Origin of the sequence: Brevundimonas sp. (assembly GCF_035626535.1) — a bacterium.
In the GTDB taxonomy this organism is placed as follows: Bacteria; Pseudomonadota; Alphaproteobacteria; order Caulobacterales; family Caulobacteraceae; genus Brevundimonas.
Window position 1 is genome coordinate 13,014 of the sequence record NZ_DASPNO010000044.1, and the last position, 16,851, is coordinate 29,864.

Consider the following 16,851-nt stretch of genomic DNA (forward strand, 5'->3'; position numbering starts at 1 on the left):
GGGGCGGCGGAAGCGTGCCTACATCTTCTCATTGTGGGAGGGTGTTTCATGATCGCGAAAATGGTGTTCGTTGCGGCGCTGCTCGCCTCAACGGCGGCTGTGGCCCAGGAGGCCGACAAGGACGCGGCGCCCGAGCAGATCGCAGCCGCCAAGGCGATCGCTGACCGGATCATCGCCGCGGCCGGCGCCGAGGGCATCTTCGTGAATACGACCGACGGCGTCCTCGCGGAGGTCACGCATGTGCCGAGCGGCATGGTCTGCGTGTTCGACGGAGGCCCCGAAGACCGCATCAGCATCTTCCCGGTCCAGGGCGGCGACATTCCGCACGGCGAGGACGTCGGCTGCGTCTCGCGCGACGAGGCGGTCGACATCGACATCACCCTCTACGCCACCCGCTACCGGCCGCTTCCGTCCGAAGAGATGATCCTGGCCACCGCGCGCCGGGCCATCGAGAACCGATGGCCCGACGCCAAGGTCTATGACGGCGACCTGACGAGAATGAATTTCGAAGGCCAGAGCCCGGCCCTGCTCGCCGCCTACCGGGTGCGCCTCGAAGGCGAGGACAAGCTGACCATGGCGCTTGTGAGCCATCGCGACGGCTGGGGGTTCAAGGCCCGGGCGACGGGCCCCTTCGAAGACGCCATGGTCGTCAGCCTGTACACCGGCGTCGTCTTCGAGGGCGCTCTGGCGGATCGCGAGGACGAGGCGACCCGGAACCGCTGAGACGCCGCCCGCGCTTCGGGTCCATGCGCGACGTTCGGATCGGCACCTCCGGCTGGGCCTACAGGGACTGGAACGGGCCGTTCTATCCGGAGGAGGTCAAGGCCGCCGGGCGGCTGGAGTATATCTCGCGCCGGTTCCGGACGCTGGAGATCAACGCCAGCTTCTACCGCATGCCGACAGATCAGGCCGTGGCGGGCTGGCGCGACCAGACGCCGGACGACTTCCTGTTCGCCTGGAAGGCTTCGCGCTTCATCACCCACAACAAGAAGCTGAAAGACCCGGTCGAGCCACTGGCGTACATGTTCAGCCGCATTCAAGGTCTCGGCGACAAGATCGGGCCGATCCTGTTCCAGCTGCCGCCGAACCTGCACCGCAACGACGAGCGGCTGGAGAGCTTCCTCGACGCCCTGCCCGCCGGTCACCGCTACAGCGTCGAATTCCGGCATCCCGGCTGGTACGCGGACGAGGTGCTGGAGAGGCTCCGTCGGCGGAACGTCGCCCTGTGCATTTCGGACCACCACCACGCCCCGGCGCCGTGGGAGGCGACGGCGGACTTCGTCTATCTGCGCGGGCACGGGCCCGGCGGACGCTACCACGGCCGCTACGGCGAGGCGGCGCTGAAGGACTGGGCGAAGGCGATCCGGGCGTGGCGCAAGGAGCGCGAGGTGTTCGTCTACTTCGACAACGACATCAAAAGCGCCGCGCCCAAGGATGCTGAACAGCTGATTGGGCTGCTGAAGAAGGCCTGATAGAGTCGAGCCATGCTCCTCCCCTTCTTCACAGCCCTGCGCGAAGCGAAAGTGCCCGTGTCGATGAAGGAATGGCTCCATCTGATGGAGGCCATGGACCGGGATGTGGCCGGACGGAAGGTGGACGATTTCTACCACCTGTCGCGGGCGGTGCTGGTCAAGGACGAGAAACACTACGACCGCTTCGATCAGGTGTTCGGCAAGGTGTTCGCGGGGGTCGAGACGGTCGGGGCGGGCGAGAACCTGATCACCGACATCCCGGAGGACTGGCTGCGGCTGCTGACCGAGAAATACCTCACCGATGAAGAGAAGGCGCAGATCGAGGCACTTGGGGGCTTCGACAAGCTGATGGAGACGCTGAAGCAGCGGCTCGAGGAACAGAAGGGCCGGCACGAGGGCGGCTCGAAATGGATCGGCACCGGCGGAACCAGCCCATTCGGACACGGCGGCTACAATCCCGAGGGCGTGCGCATCGGCGGGCCGGGACGGCAGGGCCGCGCGGTCAAGGTGTGGGAGAAGCGCGAGTACCGGAACCTCGACGACCAGGTCGAGCTGGGCACCCGCAACATCAAGGTGGCGCTGCGCCGGCTGAGGCGGTTCGCCCGACAGGGCGCGCCGGACGAACTGGACATGGACGCCACGATCGACGGCACGGCGCGGCAAGGCTGGCTGGACATCCACATGCGGCCCGAGCGGCGCAACACGATCAAGGTGCTGCTGTTCCTCGACATCGGCGGTTCGATGGATGCCCATGTGAAGATGTGCGAGGAGCTGTTCTCGGCCGCGAGGAGCGAGTTCAGGCACCTGGAGTTCTTCTACTTCCACAACTGCCTCTACGAGGGGGTGTGGAAGGACAATCGGCGCCGGCACAGCGAGAAGATCCCGACCTGGGACCTGCTGCACAAATACCCGGCCGACTGGCGGGCCATCTTCGTCGGCGACGCCACCATGAGTCCCTATGAGGTGACCATGCCCGGCGGTTCGGTCGAGCACTGGAACGAGGAGGCAGGGGCGGTGTGGCTGAAACGCGCGACGCAGCAGTGGGACAAGGTCGCGTGGCTGAACCCGTCGCAGGAACGCTACTGGAGCTATTCGGCCTCGGTCGGGATGATCCGCGAACTGGTCGACGAGCGGATGTATCCGCTGACGCTGGCCGGATTGGAGAAGGCGATGCGGGCGCTCGCCAAATAGGCTAGTTTCGGACGCTACGTTCCAGGAGGTCTGTCATGCTCGCCATCGTCGCCGCCGCCGTCCTGCAACAGGCCGCCACGGGCCAGGTGGTGTGGCAGGAACCGGCTGCCCCCGCGCCGGTCGCCGCCGCGACGCCCGCGCCTGCCGGGCCCGCCCTGCCCGATTGGGCCCGGGCCGATCCCTATGGCTATGAGCGGTCGGAGTGCAGCCCGCTGATGCGCAAGGCCAACGAGAGCCTGGAGGCCTGTCAGGCGCGGGTCCGCGCCGCGCTGGCGCTCGACGCCGCCCTGCCCGGAGGAATGGCGACCGCCGAGGCCGCCGACCGATGCCGGCAGGAGGCGGCGGGCGACCGCTACGCCCTGCAGTGCGGCGCGCCCGGGCGAGCCGCTCCGAGCGGACCCCGGCTGGTCGACCGGACCTGCGAAACCCGTCCGCGGGCGCAGCGCGAAGGCGGCGTGACCTGGGTTGAGGAATGCCGGCCGGCCGACGGCAGCGAGCCCGCCGAGGAGGGGCTGAGGTTCCGGCTGGGCGGGGACGACGACTAGCGGGCACGCGAACGCCGCGCCCCGTGAGGAGCGCGGCGCTGGATGGTCAGGACCGGATCAGTGACGCTTGTCGTCTCGCAGGGAGTCCTTCATCCCGCCGACCGCGTTCTGGACCTTGCCGGACATCTGGTCGGCCTTGCCCTCCGCCTTCAGCTTCTCGTCGCCGGTGACCTTGCCGGCCGCTTCCTTGGCCTTGCCGCCCATGTTCCTGGCGGCGCCTTCAACTCGATCATGATCGGGCATTGTCGAACTCCTTGCTGACGCGGCCGAAACCGCCGCGCATGGAGTCCGAACCACCAGGACAGCGGCGCCGTTCCCGTACTGCGCGTCAAAGGATTCAGCCCTGGGCGTGCCGACGAAGCCAGACGGCGACGGCCCATGCGTGGGCGTCGTGGCGGAGTTCGTTGAGCGCCGTGTGCGGGTGAAGCCAGACCAGTTCGTGGTCGGCCTCCACCTTGGCGGACGGATCGAGCGACAGCTGCTCGGCGATCCAGAAGGCGCCGATGTTGTTGACGGGGGTCCCATCCGACTTGCGGAAATACTGGGCGGCCTCGGCGATGGGGGCGAAGGGCCGGACGGCCATGCCGGTCTCCTCGACGAATTCGCGGATGAGGGCCTGTTCGCCGGTCTCGTCGCCGTCGATGGCGCCGCCGGGCAGGTCGAAATAGCTGGCGTCGCCGCGGTCGACCCGGACGCAGGCCAGCTTGCCGCCCTGGAAGACGAGCCCGAACGCCGTCGGCCGCGGCGCATAGTCGAGGGACGGGTCGGGTTGGCCGAACTGGAGCATGGAGCGAGCCTGGCGCATCAGGGCTGGAGATCGAAAGCCAGCCGGGCGCGCACGCCCGGGTGGTCCGGGTCGTATTCGACCTTCGAACGCAGGCCGGAGGCCATGGCCGAAACGATCCTGCCGCCGAGGCCCGTGCCGCGGGGCTTGCCGTCGCCGAGGCCCGGGCCGTCGTCCTCGACCGTCAGCCAGGCGCGGCCCTTGCTCCCGGGTTCGAGAATGATGCGGATCTCGCCAGCCTGGCCGGGACCGTAGGCGTATTTGACGGCGTTGGTGACGAGTTCGGTGACGATGACCCCGAGCGACACAGCCTGGTCGGTCGAGACGCTCAGCGGCGCGGCCTCGAGCGTCAGGGTTGGTGAACCCTTGCCGGGCGCCAGCGACTTGCCGAGCTCGGCGATCAGGCCTTCGAGATATTCGTCCATGGCCACCGAGGACATGTCGTCGGAGGTGTAGAGGCGGCGGTGCACGTGAGCCACGGCCTCGATACGCGCCTGGGACTCCTTCAGGGCCGCGCGGGCGCCGTCGTCGGCGAGATGGCGCAGTTGCAGCGACATGAAGCTGGAGACCAGCTGCAGCGAGTTGCCGACGCGGTGGTTGACCTCGCGCAGCATGGCCTCGGCGCGATCGCGGGCGCGGGTCAGTTCGGCGGTGCGGTCGCGGACCTGGCCTTCCAGTCCGGCGTTCATGCGGTCGAGGGTGTCGCGCGCGGTCTGGATCTCGGCGACGTAGCGGCGGACCAGCCAGATCATGATCCCGGCCAGCACCAGCACCAGCATCCCGCCGAGCGCATTGGCCCACAGCGTGAGGGTCAGGCCGAGCTCGGACTGTCTGGTGCGGACGGTGAACCGCTCGTTCTCGACCTCGTCGATGGTCGCCATCCGCTCGCGGATCGATTCCATCAGCGCCCGGCCCGATCCCGAACGGACCATTTGCACGGCCTCGCCGGTGCGGCCGGTTCGCGACAGGGCCACCGAGCGGTCGAGTTCGGCGAGCTTGTCGCGGACGGCCTCGAGCATGGCGGCGACATGCGCCTCGAGTTGGGGGTCGCCGGCGGCGAGCCGCTCGAGTTCGTCCATCTGCTCCGGAACGGTGATCTCGGCGCGATTGTAGGGGACAAGGAATTCGGGACTGCCGGAGAGCAAATAGCCTCGCTGGCTGGTTTCGGCGTCGACCAGCGAAAGCAACAGGTTGCCGGCGGCGCGACGGACCTGCTGCGAACGCTCGACCTGGTCGTTGAAGGCCGCCGTGCGCTGGATCATGACGAAGGTCGCCATGTTCACCGCCAGCAGCAGCAGGATGGCCCCGGCCAGCAGGGCGACGATTGATCGACCGATGCTCGGCGTCCGCGCAAACCGGAGCAGGGCGGGCAGGGACGGGCGGAGGGCCGAAAACATCAGGCGCGAGCATTAGCGGCGCGTTTTGGCCTGTCCAGTCGCCCGCGGAGGGAAACCGTCCCCGTTCTGCGGATTTAGGGTAAAGATCGTTCGGTCAGGGGCGGGAGTGAGAACATGGTTTGGTGGTGGTGGATCGCGCCGGCGCTGGTCGGACTCATCGGGCTGGTGCTGCTGTTCAAGGGTCTGGGCGCGCTGATCAGGGGCCGGTTCTTCAGCGGTCTGCTGGGCGGGGTCGGCGGCGCGGGCTTCATCGCCGCGGCCATGGTCGCGGCCCTGCTAGGTCTGGACATACAGACTTATTCCCGCCTGACCTATGAGCGGCCGGTGGCGACGATCGAGACCCGCCAGCTGGGCCCGCAGTATTTCGAAGCCACCGTGATGCAGCCGGCGCGCGGCGAAAACGCCCCGGCGGTCAGCAATCTCTACCCGCTGCACGGCGACGAATGGCGGATCGAGGCCCAGGTGCTGAAGTGGAAGCCGTGGGCCAATGTGCTGGGGCTGGACACGCAATACCGGCTGGACCGGCTGTCGGGCCGCTACCAGTCGATCGAGCAGGAGATCAACGGGGCGCGCAGCGTGCACCCGCTGAGCGGGGGTGATGAGGCGGGGCCGGAGTGGATGCCGTGGAAGGTCAGCGCCTGGAACACGGCGCGGAAATACCGCCAGTACGTCGACGCGGTCGACACCCTCTACGGCGGCGGCGCCTATATGCCGATGGCCGACGGCGCTCGCTACGAGGTGTGGATCACCCAGTCGGGCCTGATCGCGCGGCCGGCCAACGACGTGGCGCGGGCGGCGTCGGCGGGGGGCTGGACCGAGGCGGACTAGTCACTCGTCCGCGAAGCTGTCGCGCAGCATCTCCAGGGTCTGGCCATTGCCTTGGTGGAAGAAGCCGTAGAGCGTATCGTAGGCTGCACCGGGTGCGAAGCCCGTGGCTGTCAGGGTCACGCGGGTGCGGTCCTCGCCGAGCGGGTCAAGCTCCATGACCGTGGCCGTCTGCGCGAACTCGGCCGCGTGCGGAAATCCGGGCGGGGCCTGGACGTTGCGGATGGCGAGCATGCGACCGGGCACGTAGGCGACGATCTGGTTGCCGATATTGCCGGGGGAGCCGGCCGTTGCGCCCGGGGCGTAGCCCGTCTCAATGACGCCGCCGGTGCGGAAGTCGACGTCGGCGAAGCTGACGCCCAGCCGGCGCCAGCCTTCCGAGGTGGTCAGGGCGGACCAGACCTCGGACGGCGGCGCCGGAATCTCGACCGACAGCTGGATGATCCGGTGGCCGTTCGACTCGACGCTGGAGGTGTCGACAAGGCCGCCTGCGGTCTGGGCCGCGGCGGGAGCGGCCGAAAGCACGCCCAGGGCGGCGACAAGGAGCAGCAGGCGCATGGAACCCTCCCTCAAAAGCGGAGCCATCCTTATATCCGAGGCGGCGGATTTCCCTAGACCGTCCCGATGGTCCGCAGGCGGGCCTTGGGGTGGACCTCGTTCTGGCTCATCACCACCGTCTGGCCGCGGAAGCGTTCGATGATGGAGCGGACGTAGGGGCGGACCTGCGGCCCCGTAAGCAGAACAGCCGTTTCGCCGGCCATGGCGGCCCGCTCGAACACGTCGCGGACGGCGCGGATGAAGTCCTGCAGGCGCGACGGCGCCATGGCCAGCTGCTTGTCCTCGCCTGAGCCCACCAGCGCCTCGGCGAAGGCCTGCTCCCAGTCGGGCGACAGGGTGACGATGGGCAGGGCGCCGTCGTCGCCCTTGTGCTGCCAGCACAGCTGTCGGGCCAGCCGGGCGCGGACGTGCTCGACCAGGGTGGTGACAGAGCTGGTGTGCGGCGCCGCCTCGGCGAGGCCCTCGAGAATGGCGCCGAGATCGCGGATCGAGACCTTCTCGCGCAGCAGGGACTGGAGCACCCGCTGCAGGGTGGTGACCGTGACCACGGACGGGATCAGCTCGTCGACCAGCTTCTTTTCTTCCGGCCCCATTTCCTTCAGCAGCTTCTGCACCTCGGCGTAGGAGAGCAGCTCGGCCATGTTCTCCTTGAGGATTTCGGTCAGGTGGGTGGTCAGCACCGTCGAGGGGTCGACGATGGTGTAGCCGCGGAAGGTGGCCTCCTCGCGCAGGCTTTCGTCGATCCAGGTGGCGGGCAGGCCGAAGGCGGGCTCGCGGGTGTGTTCGCCGGGCAGTTCGACCTGACGGCCGGCCGGATCCATGGCCATCAGCGAGCCGAGACGCACCTCGCCCGACCCGGCCTCCATCTCCTTGATGCGGATGGCGTAGCCCTGGGTGCCGAGGCGCATGTTGTCGAGGATGCGCACCGACGGCATGACGAAGCCGTACTCCTGGGCCAGCGAGCGGCGCAGGGCGCGGACCTGGTCGGTCAGGCGGCGACCTTCCAGATCGTTGATCAGCGACAGCAGCGAATAGCCCAGCTCAATCTTGACTTCGTCGATGGTCAGCGCGGTGCCGATCGGCTCCTCGACGTCTTCCCTGGGCGTGGCGGCGGCGGCGCTCAGTTCGGCCTCGGTCGGCCTCGGCTTGAGCCGCTGGCGGCCGAGGCGCCAAGCCATAATGCCCGTGCCGATGGCGAGAGCCGCGAACGGCAGGATCGGCATGCCGGGGATCAGGCCGATCAGGCCCGCGGCGCCGGAGACGACGCCGAGGCTGACCGGGTTGGTGGCCAGCTGGGCGACCAGCGCCTTGTCGGCCGTGCCCTCGACCCCCGCCTTGGACACCAGGAAGCCGGCGGCGATCGAGATGATGATGGCCGGGACCTGGGTCACCAGACCGTCGCCGATGGTCAGGGCGACGTAGGAATCGGCCGCATCGCCGATCGGCATCTGATGCTGGATGACGCCGATCAGGATGCCGCCGATAACGTTGATGAAGACGATGATCAGGCCCGCGACGGCGTCGCCGCGGACGAATTTCGAGGCGCCGTCCATGGCCCCGAAGAAGGTCGATTCCTGCTCCAGTTCCTTGCGGCGCGACTTGGCCTGCTCCTCGTTGATCAGACCCGACGACAGGTCGGCGTCGATTGCCATCTGCTTGCCCGGCATGGAGTCCAGGGTGAAGCGGGCCGAGACCTCGGCGATGCGGGTCGAGCCCTTGGTGATGACCACGAAGTTCACCACCAGGATGATGGCGAAGATGATGATGCCAATGATGAAGCTGCCGCCCATCATCAGGCTGCCGAACGCCTGGATCACCTGACCCGCGCCGCCGGGACCCTCGTGGCCGTGGCTGAGCACCAGCCGGGTCGAGGCGAGGTTCAGCCCGAGGCGGAACAGGGTCGACACCAGCAGGACGGTGGGGAAGATGGCGAAGTCCAGCGGCTTCTTCATCATCACCGCGGTCATCAGGATCAGCACGCTCGAGACCAGCGACAGCGCCAGCAGCATGTCCATCAGGAAGGCGGGGATCGGCAGGATCAGCAGCAGGATGACGCCGATGACGCCGACCGCCATGCCGACCTCGCCGCGGGCGATCCAGCCGAGCATGTCGCGGCCGCTGGGGCGGGCCATGCCGTCCTTCATCATGATGGCGGCGGCGTCGCTCATGCGGCGTGGCCGAGGGCGGCGAGTGTCATGCGGGTCGCGTCGGCGATGACCGCCTCGTTCTGCACGCCGGTCGAGGCGCTGACGCCGTGGTAGTAGACGGCGATGATCACCGGCGCGCCCGAAGACGGGTAGACGATCCCGATGTCGTTGGTCGGGCCATAGCCGCCGGTGCCGGTCTTGTGGGCGACCCGGTAGCCCGGCGGAACCCCGGCCTTGATGCGGGCCGCGCCGGTCGGGGAGTCGAACATCCAACCGAGCAGCCGGGCCTTGTTTTCCGGCGTCAGCGGCGTCTCGTCGGCGATGAACAGACGGTGCAGGTTCGCGGCCGACTGGCCGGGGGCGATGGTGTCCTTGTCGCCGTCGAGGCGGTTCATCATCGGCTCGAGGCGATCGACCGTGGTGCTCTTGTCGCCGATCGAGCGGTACCAGGCGCGCAGGGCGTCGATGCCGCCGAGTTCGCGGATCAGGATGTTGGCGGCGGGATTGTCGCTGACCTCGACGACGGCCTTGCACAGCGTCTCGACGGACAGGCTCGAGCCGATGGCGGGCTCGGTGACCGGGGCGTGGCTGACCATGTCGGCCTGTGTGACCGGCACCATGCGGTCGAGCCGCTCCTCGCCGCGCTGGACGCGCTCCAGCGTCGCGGCGGCGAGATACATCTTGAAGGTCGAGCAGTAGACGAACCGCTCCGACGCGCGCCAGTCGACCCGGTCGCCGCCCGGAACGAAGGCGGCGAGGCCGAGCCGGCCGCCGTGGCGCGCTTCGAGCGGGGCGAAGTCGACGGCGATGGACCGGGGCGGGACCACATCGGCCGCCGCGGCTTCAGGCCGGCGCGAACAGCCGATCAGGCCCAGCGCGCCCAGGCCGGTCAGAACGCTTCTGCGGTCCGCGCGGATCATGGTCAGGCCGCCGCGTAGCCGGAGGCGGCGATGCCCGACTGCGGGGCCGGGATCCTCGTCCCCTCGTCGGCGTACTCGTTCAGCTTGTTGCGAAGGGTGCGGATGGAGATGCCGAGGATGTTGGCCGCGTGGGTGCGGTTGCCGAGGCAGTGCGACAGCGTGTCGAGGATCAACGTCTTCTCCATCTGCGCCACCGTCTGACCGACGTGGGCGCGGGTGACGGCGTCGGCGACGTGGGCGGCGCGGCCGGCCACGCCGGCGTCGGGCGCGGCGCCGTGCCCGCCCATGGACAGCGGCTGGCCGTCGGGCAGGCGGATGGCCTCGACGTCGATCTCGGGCCCGACCGCCAGCAGCACGGCGCGGTGCATGGCGTTCTCCAGCTCGCGAACGTTGCCGTTCCAGCGGTGCGAGACCAGCGCCCGCTTCGCGTCCGCCGAGATCGGGCGCACCGACACGCCGTTGGCGGCGGCGTATTTCTTGACGAAGTGGTCGGCCAGCACGGCGATGTCGCCCGGCCGTTCGCGCAGCGCCGGCAGGCGCAGGTTCACGACATTGAGGCGGTAGAGCAGGTCCTCGCGGAATGTCCCTTCGGCCACCGACTTGGCGAGGTCGCGGTTCGAGGTGGCGATGATGCGGATGTTGACCGGCACGGGCCTGGTCCCGCCGACGCGGTCGATGACCCGTTCCTGCAGGGCGCGCAGCAGCTTGGCCTGAAGGCGGACGTCCATTTCGGAGATTTCGTCCAGCAGCAGGGTGCCGCCGTCGGCCTCCTCGAACTTGCCGATGCGGCGGGCCATGGCCCCCGTGAAGGCCCCCTTCTCGTGTCCGAACAGCTCGGATTCCAGCAGGTTGTCGGGGATGGCTGCGCAATTGACGCTGATGAAGGGCCGCTCGGACCGCTTCGATCCGGCGTGCAGGTAGCGGGCCATGACCTCCTTGCCGACGCCGCTTTCGCCGGTGATCAGAATCGAGGCTTCCGAGCGGGCGACCTGGTCGGCCAGCTGGATGACAGCCTTCATCGACGGGTCGGCCGAGATCAGCGGGCGCTCGTCGTCGGCGACGGCCGACAGGACGGCGGCGATCAGATCGGCCTCGGGCGGCAGGGGGATGAATTCCTTGGCGCCGGCGCGGATGGCCCCGGCGGCGTCGGCGGCGTCGGCGTCGACCCCGCAGGCGACCACCGGCACGTAGATGCGCTCGGCCTCGTTGGCGGCGATCAGGGCGGCGATGTCGACGCGGTAGTCGACCATCAGCAGGTCGGCGCCCTGCCCGCGACGGAGCTGTTCCGTCGCCTGATCGCCGCGCTCGACGTGCTGCACCTTGGCGCCGTGCGCCATGGCCATCTTCACCGCCGTCGCCAGCTGTCCGCTGAGCCTGCCAACCACCAGAAGCCGCATGGGTCTTCTCCTCTAATCTTTACCAGGCGTCGCCGATCAGGCGCCGCTGTCTTCCGTCTTGATGATTTCCGTCATGGTCACGCCCAGCCGGTCCTCGACGACGACGACCTCGCCGCGGGCGACCAGCCGGTTGTTGACGAAGATGTCGATAGCCTCGCCGACCTTGCGGTCCAGCTCGAGCACCGAGCCGCGATTCAGCTTGAGCAGCTGGGCGACGGACATGTGCGCCTTGCCGAGCACAGCCGAGATGTTGACCGGCACGTCGAAGACCGGGGCCAGGTCGCTGGCGGTCTTGTCCGCCGCCTCGTCATTGACGGTGATCGCGGTGGAGTCGGGAAACTCCTCCAGGGCCATGGTGTCGGACGCCATTACGGCCTCCCTTCCAGTGAGGTGTCGGGGGTCAGGGTTTCAGCGTGGCCGGCCTCGGCGGCGAGGGCGGAGGCGAGGGCCTCGTTCATGCGGGCGAAGGCGGCGTCGGCGTCGAACTCGGCGCGGCCGTCGGCCCACTCCAGCTGGAAGGACGCGGGCGGCAGACCCGGCTCGTCGCGGAAGGCCACCACGCCCGAGAAACCGGCGTCGGCGCACAGCTGTTCGACGCGGGCGCGGTTGGCGTCGTCGAGTTGACCGGTGCGGATGACAAGGCGGGGCGAGGAATCGATTTCCTGGCCGAGAGCCTCGAGCGCCGCCTGCAAGGGACCGGCGGGGAAACGGTCCAGGGCGGCCGAGGCGACGACGCGGGCGGCCGCGAGAGCCAGTTCCGCCGACTGCTCGCGATGGGCGCGGGCGACGTGGGCCAGGGCGGGGACGGCGGCGGTCAGGGCCTGGCCGATCGCCGACAGGGCCATGGCCTGGAGGCTCCCGGTCTCGGCCAACGCTTCGTTGCGGGCTTCGAGCCGGGCCTGGGCGACGAGGGCCTCGACCTCCGTCGGCGCGTAGGCCCGGCGGATAGGGCGGAAGGCCGACGGCTGCACGACCACGCCCGAGGCGTCGAACTCGGTGTCGAAGGAGAAGGGGGTGCTGGAGGGACGAGCGGTCATGTCAGTAGATCAGCTCGTCGTCTGCGCCTTGCCCGACCAGCATGATCTCGCCCTTGGCGGCGAGGTCCTTGGCGACCTGGACCATCGCCATCTGCGCCTGGTCGACATCCTTGAGGCGGACGGGACCCATGCTCTCCATGTCTTCGCGCATGATCTTCGAGGCCCGCTCGGACATGTTGGAGAAGAACAATTCGCGCAGGGCTTCCGAGGCGCCCTTCAGGGCGAGGGCGAGGGAGTCCTTCTCGACCGCGCGGAGCAGGGTCTGGATGCCGCCGGGGTCCAGCTTGGCGAGATCCTCGAAGACGAACATCAGGGCGCGGATCCGCTCGGCCGCCTCACGGTTGCGTTCCTCCAGCGCGCCGATGAAGCGGGCCTCCGTCTGGCGGTCGAAGCTGTTGAAGATGTCGGCCATCATCTCGTGGCTGTCGCGCTTCGAAGTGCGGGCCAGGTTGGACATGAATTCGGTGCGCAGGGTCTGCTCGATCTTGTCGAGGATTTCGCGCTGCACCGGCTCCATGCGCAGCATGCGCTGGACACATTCCAGGGCGAAGTCCTCGGGCAGGGCGGTCAGCACCCGGGCGGCGTGATCGGCCTTGATCTTGGACAGGACCACCGCGACGGTCTGCGGGTATTCGTTCTTCAGATAGTTGGCGAGGACGGCCTCGTTCACATTGCCGAGCTTGTCCCACATGGTGCGGCCGGCGGGGCCGCGGATTTCCTCCATCAGGGCCTCGACCCGCTCGGCGGGCATGAAGGCGGTCAGCAGGCGCTGGGTCTGCTCGTAGCTGCCCATGACCGCGCCCGAGCCGCTCATGCCCGAGACGAACTCGACCATCAGCTCCTCGACCACCTGGGCGCTGACGGTGCCCAGCGACGCCATCGCCTGGGAGATTTCCTTGATCTCGTCCTCGTCGAGGCTCTGCCAGAGGCGGGTGTGGTCCTCGCCCAGCGACAGCAGGATGACGGCGGCCTTTTCCGGACCCGTCAGCTTCCTGACGTCGTCCACTGCGGGTTTCTTGCTGACCATCCGCGCCGCCATCAACCCTCATGCACCCAGCTGCGCAGGATGGAGGTAGACTCGTCAGGATGTTTCTCGACGAAGTCGGCGACCTTCTTGACGGAGGAGGCCTTCACCTGTCCCTCGATGCGGGCGATGTCGAGCCGCTGCTCCATCTCGGAGGGCGGCAGCGGGCCCGCGAGCTGGGGCATCTGGACCCCGCCCATGATGGTGGTCTGCAGCGGCGTCACCGGCACGCCGCCGGGCCCGGCTAGCTGGGACTGCTGACCACCGCCCGAGGCCGACTTCAGCAGGGGGCGCAGGACGAAGAAGATCAGCAGCACGCCGGTAATCAGCAGGACCAGCAGCTCGACGCCGCGCATCAGGTCGTTCCTGGTGAAGTCGAACAGCGACGAGCCGGCCTCGACCCCGCCCGCCGGGGCGACCTCGCGGGCGAAGCGGACGTTCTGGACCTCGAGCTTGTCGCCGCGGGCCTCGTCGATGCCGACGGCGGCGGCGACCAGCGACCTGATCTGGGCGATCTCCTGTTCGCTTCGGGGCGCATAGGTCGGTTCGCCCCGGCCGTTGGCGGCGGGCGTCCAGCGGCCGTCGACGGCGACCGAAACGGCCAGCTTCTTGACCTCGCCGGCTTCCTTGACGGTCGTCGTGGTGGTGTTTGAGATCTCGTAGTTGGTGGTCTCGTTGGTCTGGGTGTCGCGCGAGCCGATGGGAGTGGCGGCCGGATCGGCGCCGCCCGGGATGTTGTTGGTCGCCGTTGCTCCGCCGTCGTTGACACCGGTGGTGTCGGCGCTCTCCGAGCCGTTCGACGAGGTCGAGCGGACGACCTGGCCGTCCGGGTCGAAGCGCTGTTCCTGGGTGGTGGAGCGGCTGTGATCGATGTCGGCGGTGACGACGACGCGGGCCGCGCCGACGCCGACGACGCCCTCGACGATGTCCTTGATGCGCGCCTGCAGCTGGGCCTCGGTCGAGGTCTTGGCCTCCTCGGCGGAGGCGGCGTTGAAGCCCTCGGCGTCGGAACCGGCGGCGAGGGTGCGGTTGGCCGTGTCGGTCAGGGTGACCTTTTCCGGCTTCAGGTTGGGCACGGCCGAGGCGACCACGTTGCGGATGGCCTGGACCTGGGCGCCGGTCAGGGTCCCGCCGGTGACGCCGACGACCACCGAGGCCGTCGGGTCGGCGGCGGCGGTCTGGAACAGCTGGCGCGACGGCAAGGCGATCAGGACCCGGGCCGAGGTGATGCCCCGCATGTCCATGATGGTGCGGGCCAGTTCGCCCTCGAGGGCGCGCTTCTCGTTGAGGTTCTGCTGGAACTCGGTCTGGCCCAGCACCGACTGGTTGTCGAAGATTTCGTAGCCGACCGAGCCGGAGGTCACGAGGCCCTTGCCGGCGACCAGCAGGCGGGCCTCGCCGACCTTGTCGCGGCTGACGAAGATGGTCGAGCCGTCGCCCTTCGAGGAATATTTGATGCCGGCGCTGTCCAGCGCGGTGGTGATCTCGGAGGCTTCGCGCAGGTCGAGGTTGGAATACAGCAGGGCGTCGGGGGCCTGGCCGATGCGCAGCATGACCGCCACCAGCACGGCCGCGACGCCGGCGGCGACGCCCAGCACCACGGTCAGGCGACCGATCCCGAATCTCTGCAACGCCGCCGTGAAGCCGCCCACGCGTCCCGCCCCGAATACTCACGGGTGCATACCGACGCCCGCTAGGCAGAAACTGCCGTGTTCGTGGTAAACGAGCCGTTAAGGGGCGGAGCTCTTACAGCGCGCCCATGGCCATGAAGGCGCGGCCGGCGGCGAAATCGCCGACTTCGAAGCGAGCCTTGGCCACGCTGCCGTCGCGGAAATGGAACTCGACCAGGAATATCTCGCGCGGATCGAGACGGGCCAGACGATCGGCGGCCGAGGCCGGGAACCGCCAGGCGTCGCCTGAGCGGCGGCCCTCGGCGAGCAGGGCGGGGGCGGCGGCCGAGACGCCGGTGGCCCAGACGCTGGCGCGCGACGACGCCGGAGCCAGACCGCCGCCGGACAGCCAGGCGCGGGGGGCCCTGGCGTCGTCGCGGAAGACGATCCGCGCCGCATAGGGACGGGACCGGCCGACGAAGGAGACCACGGCGGTCAGAACGGAGGCGTCCGCCTCGCCGCCGAAACCGAAGGTCACCGGTGAGGCCCCGACGCGGGAGGCCTGCTTCAGCCGCCAGCCGGGCCGGGTCCATTTGGTGCGGTCGGCGATCCACGGTTGGCGCTCGCCTGCGAAGGTCATGCGCGGCGTGCGGGTCCAGCCGGAGAAGGCTCCGTCGACGCGGTCGCGCACAAGGGCCAGTTGGGGATCGCGGCACGACACGGCGCCGGCGCGCGAGCGGGCCCGGGCGGCGACCGCGTCGAGGTCGGCCTCGGCGGCGCCGGAGCGCAGGGCGGCGCCGCGCGCTTGGGCCGTGGCGGCGCCGAGGGCGGCATCGACGCGGTCGCCGAACAGTCCGCAGCGGGCGTCGGCGGCGACCACGAAGGCGCGTTCGTAATAGGTGTCGGCGGGCCCCGCCCAGGCCTGCCCCGGCGTCGCCAGCACAGCGGCGGCGAGGAGGACGGCTTTGGCGGCGGTGGCGTTCTGCCCTATCGTCATGCGCCGCACCCTACGCGCCACGCGTTCCGGTCCGGTTTCCGAGCAGGGTTAGCGAATTGCTTCTTTCCACCGAGCTGTGGGTCTCCGCCCTCATCCGCCGCGCCGAACTGGCGGGGGCCTTCGCCACGGTGGCGCGCAAGGGCGACGCCCGCGCGGGGACGGTCATCGTCAAGGCGTTCGACACGAGGAACCGCCACGCCAGACTTTATAGTGAGGCTTTCGGACCGGACGGCGAGCGGTTGTGGATGCAGCCGGTCGAGAGCGAGTTCGAGAGCGAACTGGACGAGTATCTGCAGCGCCAGATCCGACACGATCCCGACCTCTGGATCATCGAGATCGAGGACCGCGAGGGGCGTCATTTCATCACCGAGAAGGTGGCGGAGCCGGAGATCAAACCGGGGGGTTAACGCCGCCGCCGCCAGTGCGAAATCCTTAACGACGTTCGGGAACGGAACCTCAAGCGCCTGCCCCTATGGTCTCATCTAACGGGCCGCAATGAGCCCGGAGATGACGGGTGTTTTCGATGCTCTTTCTTCTGAACGACGTTGTGTTCGACCTGGACGAGACCTGCCCGGTCACGCCCGGCGACGCGCGCCGGTTCGAGAAGCTGGGCTTCGACTATGTGCTGACGCTGGGCTGCGAGCTGTTCGCCGAAGACCCGCTGCTGCACCACAACGACCCGGAGCGGGCGCGCCGTCTGGCGTGGCTGATCCACGACCGCTCGCCGGAGATCAACGCCGCCCTGTTCGCGGCGCCCGCGGCGGCCTGCGACCCTGATCTGGTCGAGCCGCAGTTCTGCGCCCTGCCCGATCCGGTTATGCGTCAGCTCAAGAACCGCGCGGCCAAGGGCAAGCTCGACGCCGTCGCCGCCGACAAGGCCGTGTGGATGCGGCTGGCGGCGTAGGCTCCGCTCGATTTGGACAAGGCTTCCGTCCAACGGTAGGTTG

General features: G+C 68.9%; 19 protein-coding genes. 7 read left to right on the top strand and 12 right to left on the bottom strand.

What is annotated here, in order from left to right; genetic code table 11:
- The first annotated feature begins 48 nt into the window (after positions 1-48).
- Genes VEC04_RS06400 through VEC04_RS06415 form a run of 4 tightly spaced genes read left to right on the top strand, consistent with a single transcriptional unit; the run spans position 49 to position 3,208 of the window.
- Positions 49-723: a hypothetical protein gene (locus tag VEC04_RS06400; RefSeq protein ID WP_324774991.1), complete on the top strand. Its 675-nt coding sequence runs from the start codon at positions 49-51 to the stop codon at positions 721-723.
- A gap of 23 nt (positions 724-746) precedes the next feature.
- Positions 747-1,472 carry a DUF72 domain-containing protein gene (locus VEC04_RS06405; protein ID WP_324774993.1) on the top strand — a complete coding sequence of 242 codons (726 nt, stop codon included), beginning with the start codon at positions 747-749 and terminating at the stop codon, positions 1,470-1,472.
- Positions 1,473-1,484: 12 nt separating this feature from the next.
- Complete coding sequence (locus VEC04_RS06410) at positions 1,485-2,663, top strand: VWA domain-containing protein (protein WP_324774995.1); 1,179 nt, start codon at positions 1,485-1,487, stop codon at positions 2,661-2,663.
- 35 nt (positions 2,664-2,698) lie between these two features.
- On the top strand, positions 2,699-3,208 hold the full coding sequence (locus VEC04_RS06415; protein WP_324774997.1) for a hypothetical protein: 510 nt from the start codon (positions 2,699-2,701) through the stop codon (positions 3,206-3,208).
- 57 nt (positions 3,209-3,265) lie between these two features.
- On the opposite strand, the gene VEC04_RS06420 is transcribed toward VEC04_RS06415, so the two are convergent.
- The 3 genes from VEC04_RS06420 to VEC04_RS06430 all read right to left on the bottom strand — a co-directional run bounded on the left by VEC04_RS06420 (position 3,266) and on the right by VEC04_RS06430 (position 5,389).
- Positions 3,266-3,451: a CsbD family protein gene (locus VEC04_RS06420; protein ID WP_324774999.1), complete on the bottom strand. Its 186-nt coding sequence runs from the start codon at positions 3,449-3,451 to the stop codon at positions 3,266-3,268.
- A 94-nt stretch (positions 3,452-3,545) separates the two neighbouring features.
- The gene (locus VEC04_RS06425; RefSeq protein WP_324775002.1) at positions 3,546-4,013 is read right to left on the bottom strand and encodes an NUDIX domain-containing protein; all 468 of its coding nucleotides are present in this window, start codon (positions 4,011-4,013) and stop codon (positions 3,546-3,548) included.
- Complete coding sequence (locus VEC04_RS06430) at positions 4,013-5,389, bottom strand: sensor histidine kinase (RefSeq protein WP_324775004.1); 1,377 nt, start codon at positions 5,387-5,389, stop codon at positions 4,013-4,015. Before VEC04_RS06430 ends, VEC04_RS06425 begins: the two co-directional genes overlap by 1 nt.
- A gap of 114 nt (positions 5,390-5,503) precedes the next feature.
- On the opposite strand from VEC04_RS06430, the gene VEC04_RS06435 reads away from it, so the two are divergent.
- Positions 5,504-6,217, top strand: a complete 714-nt coding sequence (locus VEC04_RS06435; protein ID WP_324775005.1) for a hypothetical protein — start codon at positions 5,504-5,506, stop codon at positions 6,215-6,217.
- Here VEC04_RS06435 and VEC04_RS06440 read toward each other — a convergent pair whose 3' ends face one another.
- The 9 genes from VEC04_RS06440 to VEC04_RS06480 all read right to left on the bottom strand — a co-directional run bounded on the left by VEC04_RS06440 (position 6,218) and on the right by VEC04_RS06480 (position 15,904).
- A complete protein-coding gene (locus VEC04_RS06440) occupies positions 6,218-6,772 on the bottom strand; it encodes an SRPBCC domain-containing protein (RefSeq protein ID WP_324775007.1) in 555 nt (184 codons plus the stop codon).
- Between the two features lie 53 nt (positions 6,773-6,825).
- Positions 6,826-8,940 carry a flagellar biosynthesis protein FlhA gene (gene flhA / locus VEC04_RS06445; RefSeq protein ID WP_324775010.1) on the bottom strand — a complete coding sequence of 705 codons (2,115 nt, stop codon included), beginning with the start codon at positions 8,938-8,940 and terminating at the stop codon, positions 6,826-6,828.
- The gene (gene bla / locus VEC04_RS06450) at positions 8,937-9,839 is read right to left on the bottom strand and encodes a class A beta-lactamase (protein ID WP_324775013.1); all 903 of its coding nucleotides are present in this window, start codon (positions 9,837-9,839) and stop codon (positions 8,937-8,939) included. The genes flhA and bla overlap by 4 nt, the downstream gene beginning before the upstream one ends.
- 2 nt (positions 9,840-9,841) lie before the next feature.
- Positions 9,842-11,236, bottom strand: a complete 1,395-nt coding sequence (locus VEC04_RS06455) for a sigma-54 dependent transcriptional regulator (protein ID WP_324775015.1) — start codon at positions 11,234-11,236, stop codon at positions 9,842-9,844.
- Positions 11,237-11,272: 36 nt separating this feature from the next.
- On the bottom strand, positions 11,273-11,605 hold the full coding sequence (gene fliN, locus VEC04_RS06460) for a flagellar motor switch protein FliN (RefSeq protein WP_324775017.1): 333 nt from the start codon (positions 11,603-11,605) through the stop codon (positions 11,273-11,275).
- The gene (locus VEC04_RS06465; protein WP_324775019.1) at positions 11,605-12,273 is read right to left on the bottom strand and encodes a flagellar assembly protein FlbE; all 669 of its coding nucleotides are present in this window, start codon (positions 12,271-12,273) and stop codon (positions 11,605-11,607) included. The genes fliN and VEC04_RS06465 overlap by 1 nt, the downstream gene beginning before the upstream one ends.
- Before the next feature lies 1 nt (position 12,274).
- Positions 12,275-13,300, bottom strand: a complete 1,026-nt coding sequence (fliG, locus tag VEC04_RS06470) for a flagellar motor switch protein FliG (protein WP_324775021.1) — start codon at positions 13,298-13,300, stop codon at positions 12,275-12,277.
- 11 nt (positions 13,301-13,311) lie between these two features.
- Positions 13,312-14,949, bottom strand: coding sequence for a flagellar basal-body MS-ring/collar protein FliF (gene fliF / locus VEC04_RS06475; RefSeq protein WP_324775023.1), 1,638 nt, complete (start codon positions 14,947-14,949; stop codon positions 13,312-13,314).
- A gap of 94 nt (positions 14,950-15,043) precedes the next feature.
- The gene (locus VEC04_RS06480) at positions 15,044-15,904 is read right to left on the bottom strand and encodes a hypothetical protein (RefSeq protein WP_324775024.1); all 861 of its coding nucleotides are present in this window, start codon (positions 15,902-15,904) and stop codon (positions 15,044-15,046) included.
- Between the two features lie 56 nt (positions 15,905-15,960).
- Here VEC04_RS06480 and VEC04_RS06485 point away from each other — a divergent pair, with 56 nt between their 5' ends.
- Together VEC04_RS06485 and VEC04_RS06490 are read left to right on the top strand one after the other, a co-directional pair.
- Positions 15,961-16,311: a DUF1491 family protein gene (locus VEC04_RS06485; protein WP_324775026.1), complete on the top strand. Its 351-nt coding sequence runs from the start codon at positions 15,961-15,963 to the stop codon at positions 16,309-16,311.
- Positions 16,312-16,427: 116 nt separating this feature from the next.
- Entirely contained in the window at positions 16,428-16,808 is a 381-nt protein-coding gene (locus VEC04_RS06490; RefSeq protein WP_324775064.1) for a hypothetical protein, read from the top strand.
- Positions 16,809-16,851: the final 43 nt, after the last annotated feature.

What these genes read in the sequence shown, in the direction of transcription:
- fliG (WP_324775021.1), bottom strand. Translation starts at nt 13,300, where the DNA reads ATGGTCAGCAAGAAACCCGCAGTGGACGACGTCAGGAAGCTGACGGGT.
- flhA (WP_324775010.1), bottom strand. Translation starts at nt 8,940, where the DNA reads ATGAGCGACGCCGCCGCCATCATGATGAAGGACGGCATGGCCCGCCCC.
- VEC04_RS06405 (WP_324774993.1), top strand. Translation starts at nt 747, where the DNA reads ATGCGCGACGTTCGGATCGGCACCTCCGGCTGGGCCTACAGGGACTGG.
- VEC04_RS06480 (WP_324775024.1), bottom strand. Translation starts at nt 15,904, where the DNA reads ATGACGATAGGGCAGAACGCCACCGCCGCCAAAGCCGTCCTCCTCGCC.
- bla (WP_324775013.1), bottom strand. Translation starts at nt 9,839, where the DNA reads ATGATCCGCGCGGACCGCAGAAGCGTTCTGACCGGCCTGGGCGCGCTG.
- fliN (WP_324775017.1), bottom strand. Translation starts at nt 11,605, where the DNA reads ATGGCGTCCGACACCATGGCCCTGGAGGAGTTTCCCGACTCCACCGCG.
- VEC04_RS06400 (WP_324774991.1), top strand. Translation starts at nt 49, where the DNA reads ATGATCGCGAAAATGGTGTTCGTTGCGGCGCTGCTCGCCTCAACGGCG.
- VEC04_RS06410 (WP_324774995.1), top strand. Translation starts at nt 1,485, where the DNA reads ATGCTCCTCCCCTTCTTCACAGCCCTGCGCGAAGCGAAAGTGCCCGTG.
- VEC04_RS06435 (WP_324775005.1), top strand. Translation starts at nt 5,504, where the DNA reads ATGGTTTGGTGGTGGTGGATCGCGCCGGCGCTGGTCGGACTCATCGGG.
- VEC04_RS06455 (WP_324775015.1), bottom strand. Translation starts at nt 11,236, where the DNA reads ATGCGGCTTCTGGTGGTTGGCAGGCTCAGCGGACAGCTGGCGACGGCG.
- VEC04_RS06440 (WP_324775007.1), bottom strand. Translation starts at nt 6,772, where the DNA reads ATGCGCCTGCTGCTCCTTGTCGCCGCCCTGGGCGTGCTTTCGGCCGCT.
- VEC04_RS06430 (WP_324775004.1), bottom strand. Translation starts at nt 5,389, where the DNA reads ATGTTTTCGGCCCTCCGCCCGTCCCTGCCCGCCCTGCTCCGGTTTGCG.
- VEC04_RS06425 (WP_324775002.1), bottom strand. Translation starts at nt 4,013, where the DNA reads ATGCGCCAGGCTCGCTCCATGCTCCAGTTCGGCCAACCCGACCCGTCC.
- VEC04_RS06420 (WP_324774999.1), bottom strand. Translation starts at nt 3,451, where the DNA reads ATGCCCGATCATGATCGAGTTGAAGGCGCCGCCAGGAACATGGGCGGC.
- VEC04_RS06465 (WP_324775019.1), bottom strand. Translation starts at nt 12,273, where the DNA reads ATGACCGCTCGTCCCTCCAGCACCCCCTTCTCCTTCGACACCGAGTTC.
- VEC04_RS06415 (WP_324774997.1), top strand. Translation starts at nt 2,699, where the DNA reads ATGCTCGCCATCGTCGCCGCCGCCGTCCTGCAACAGGCCGCCACGGGC.
- VEC04_RS06490 (WP_324775064.1), top strand. Translation starts at nt 16,428, where the DNA reads ATGCTCTTTCTTCTGAACGACGTTGTGTTCGACCTGGACGAGACCTGC.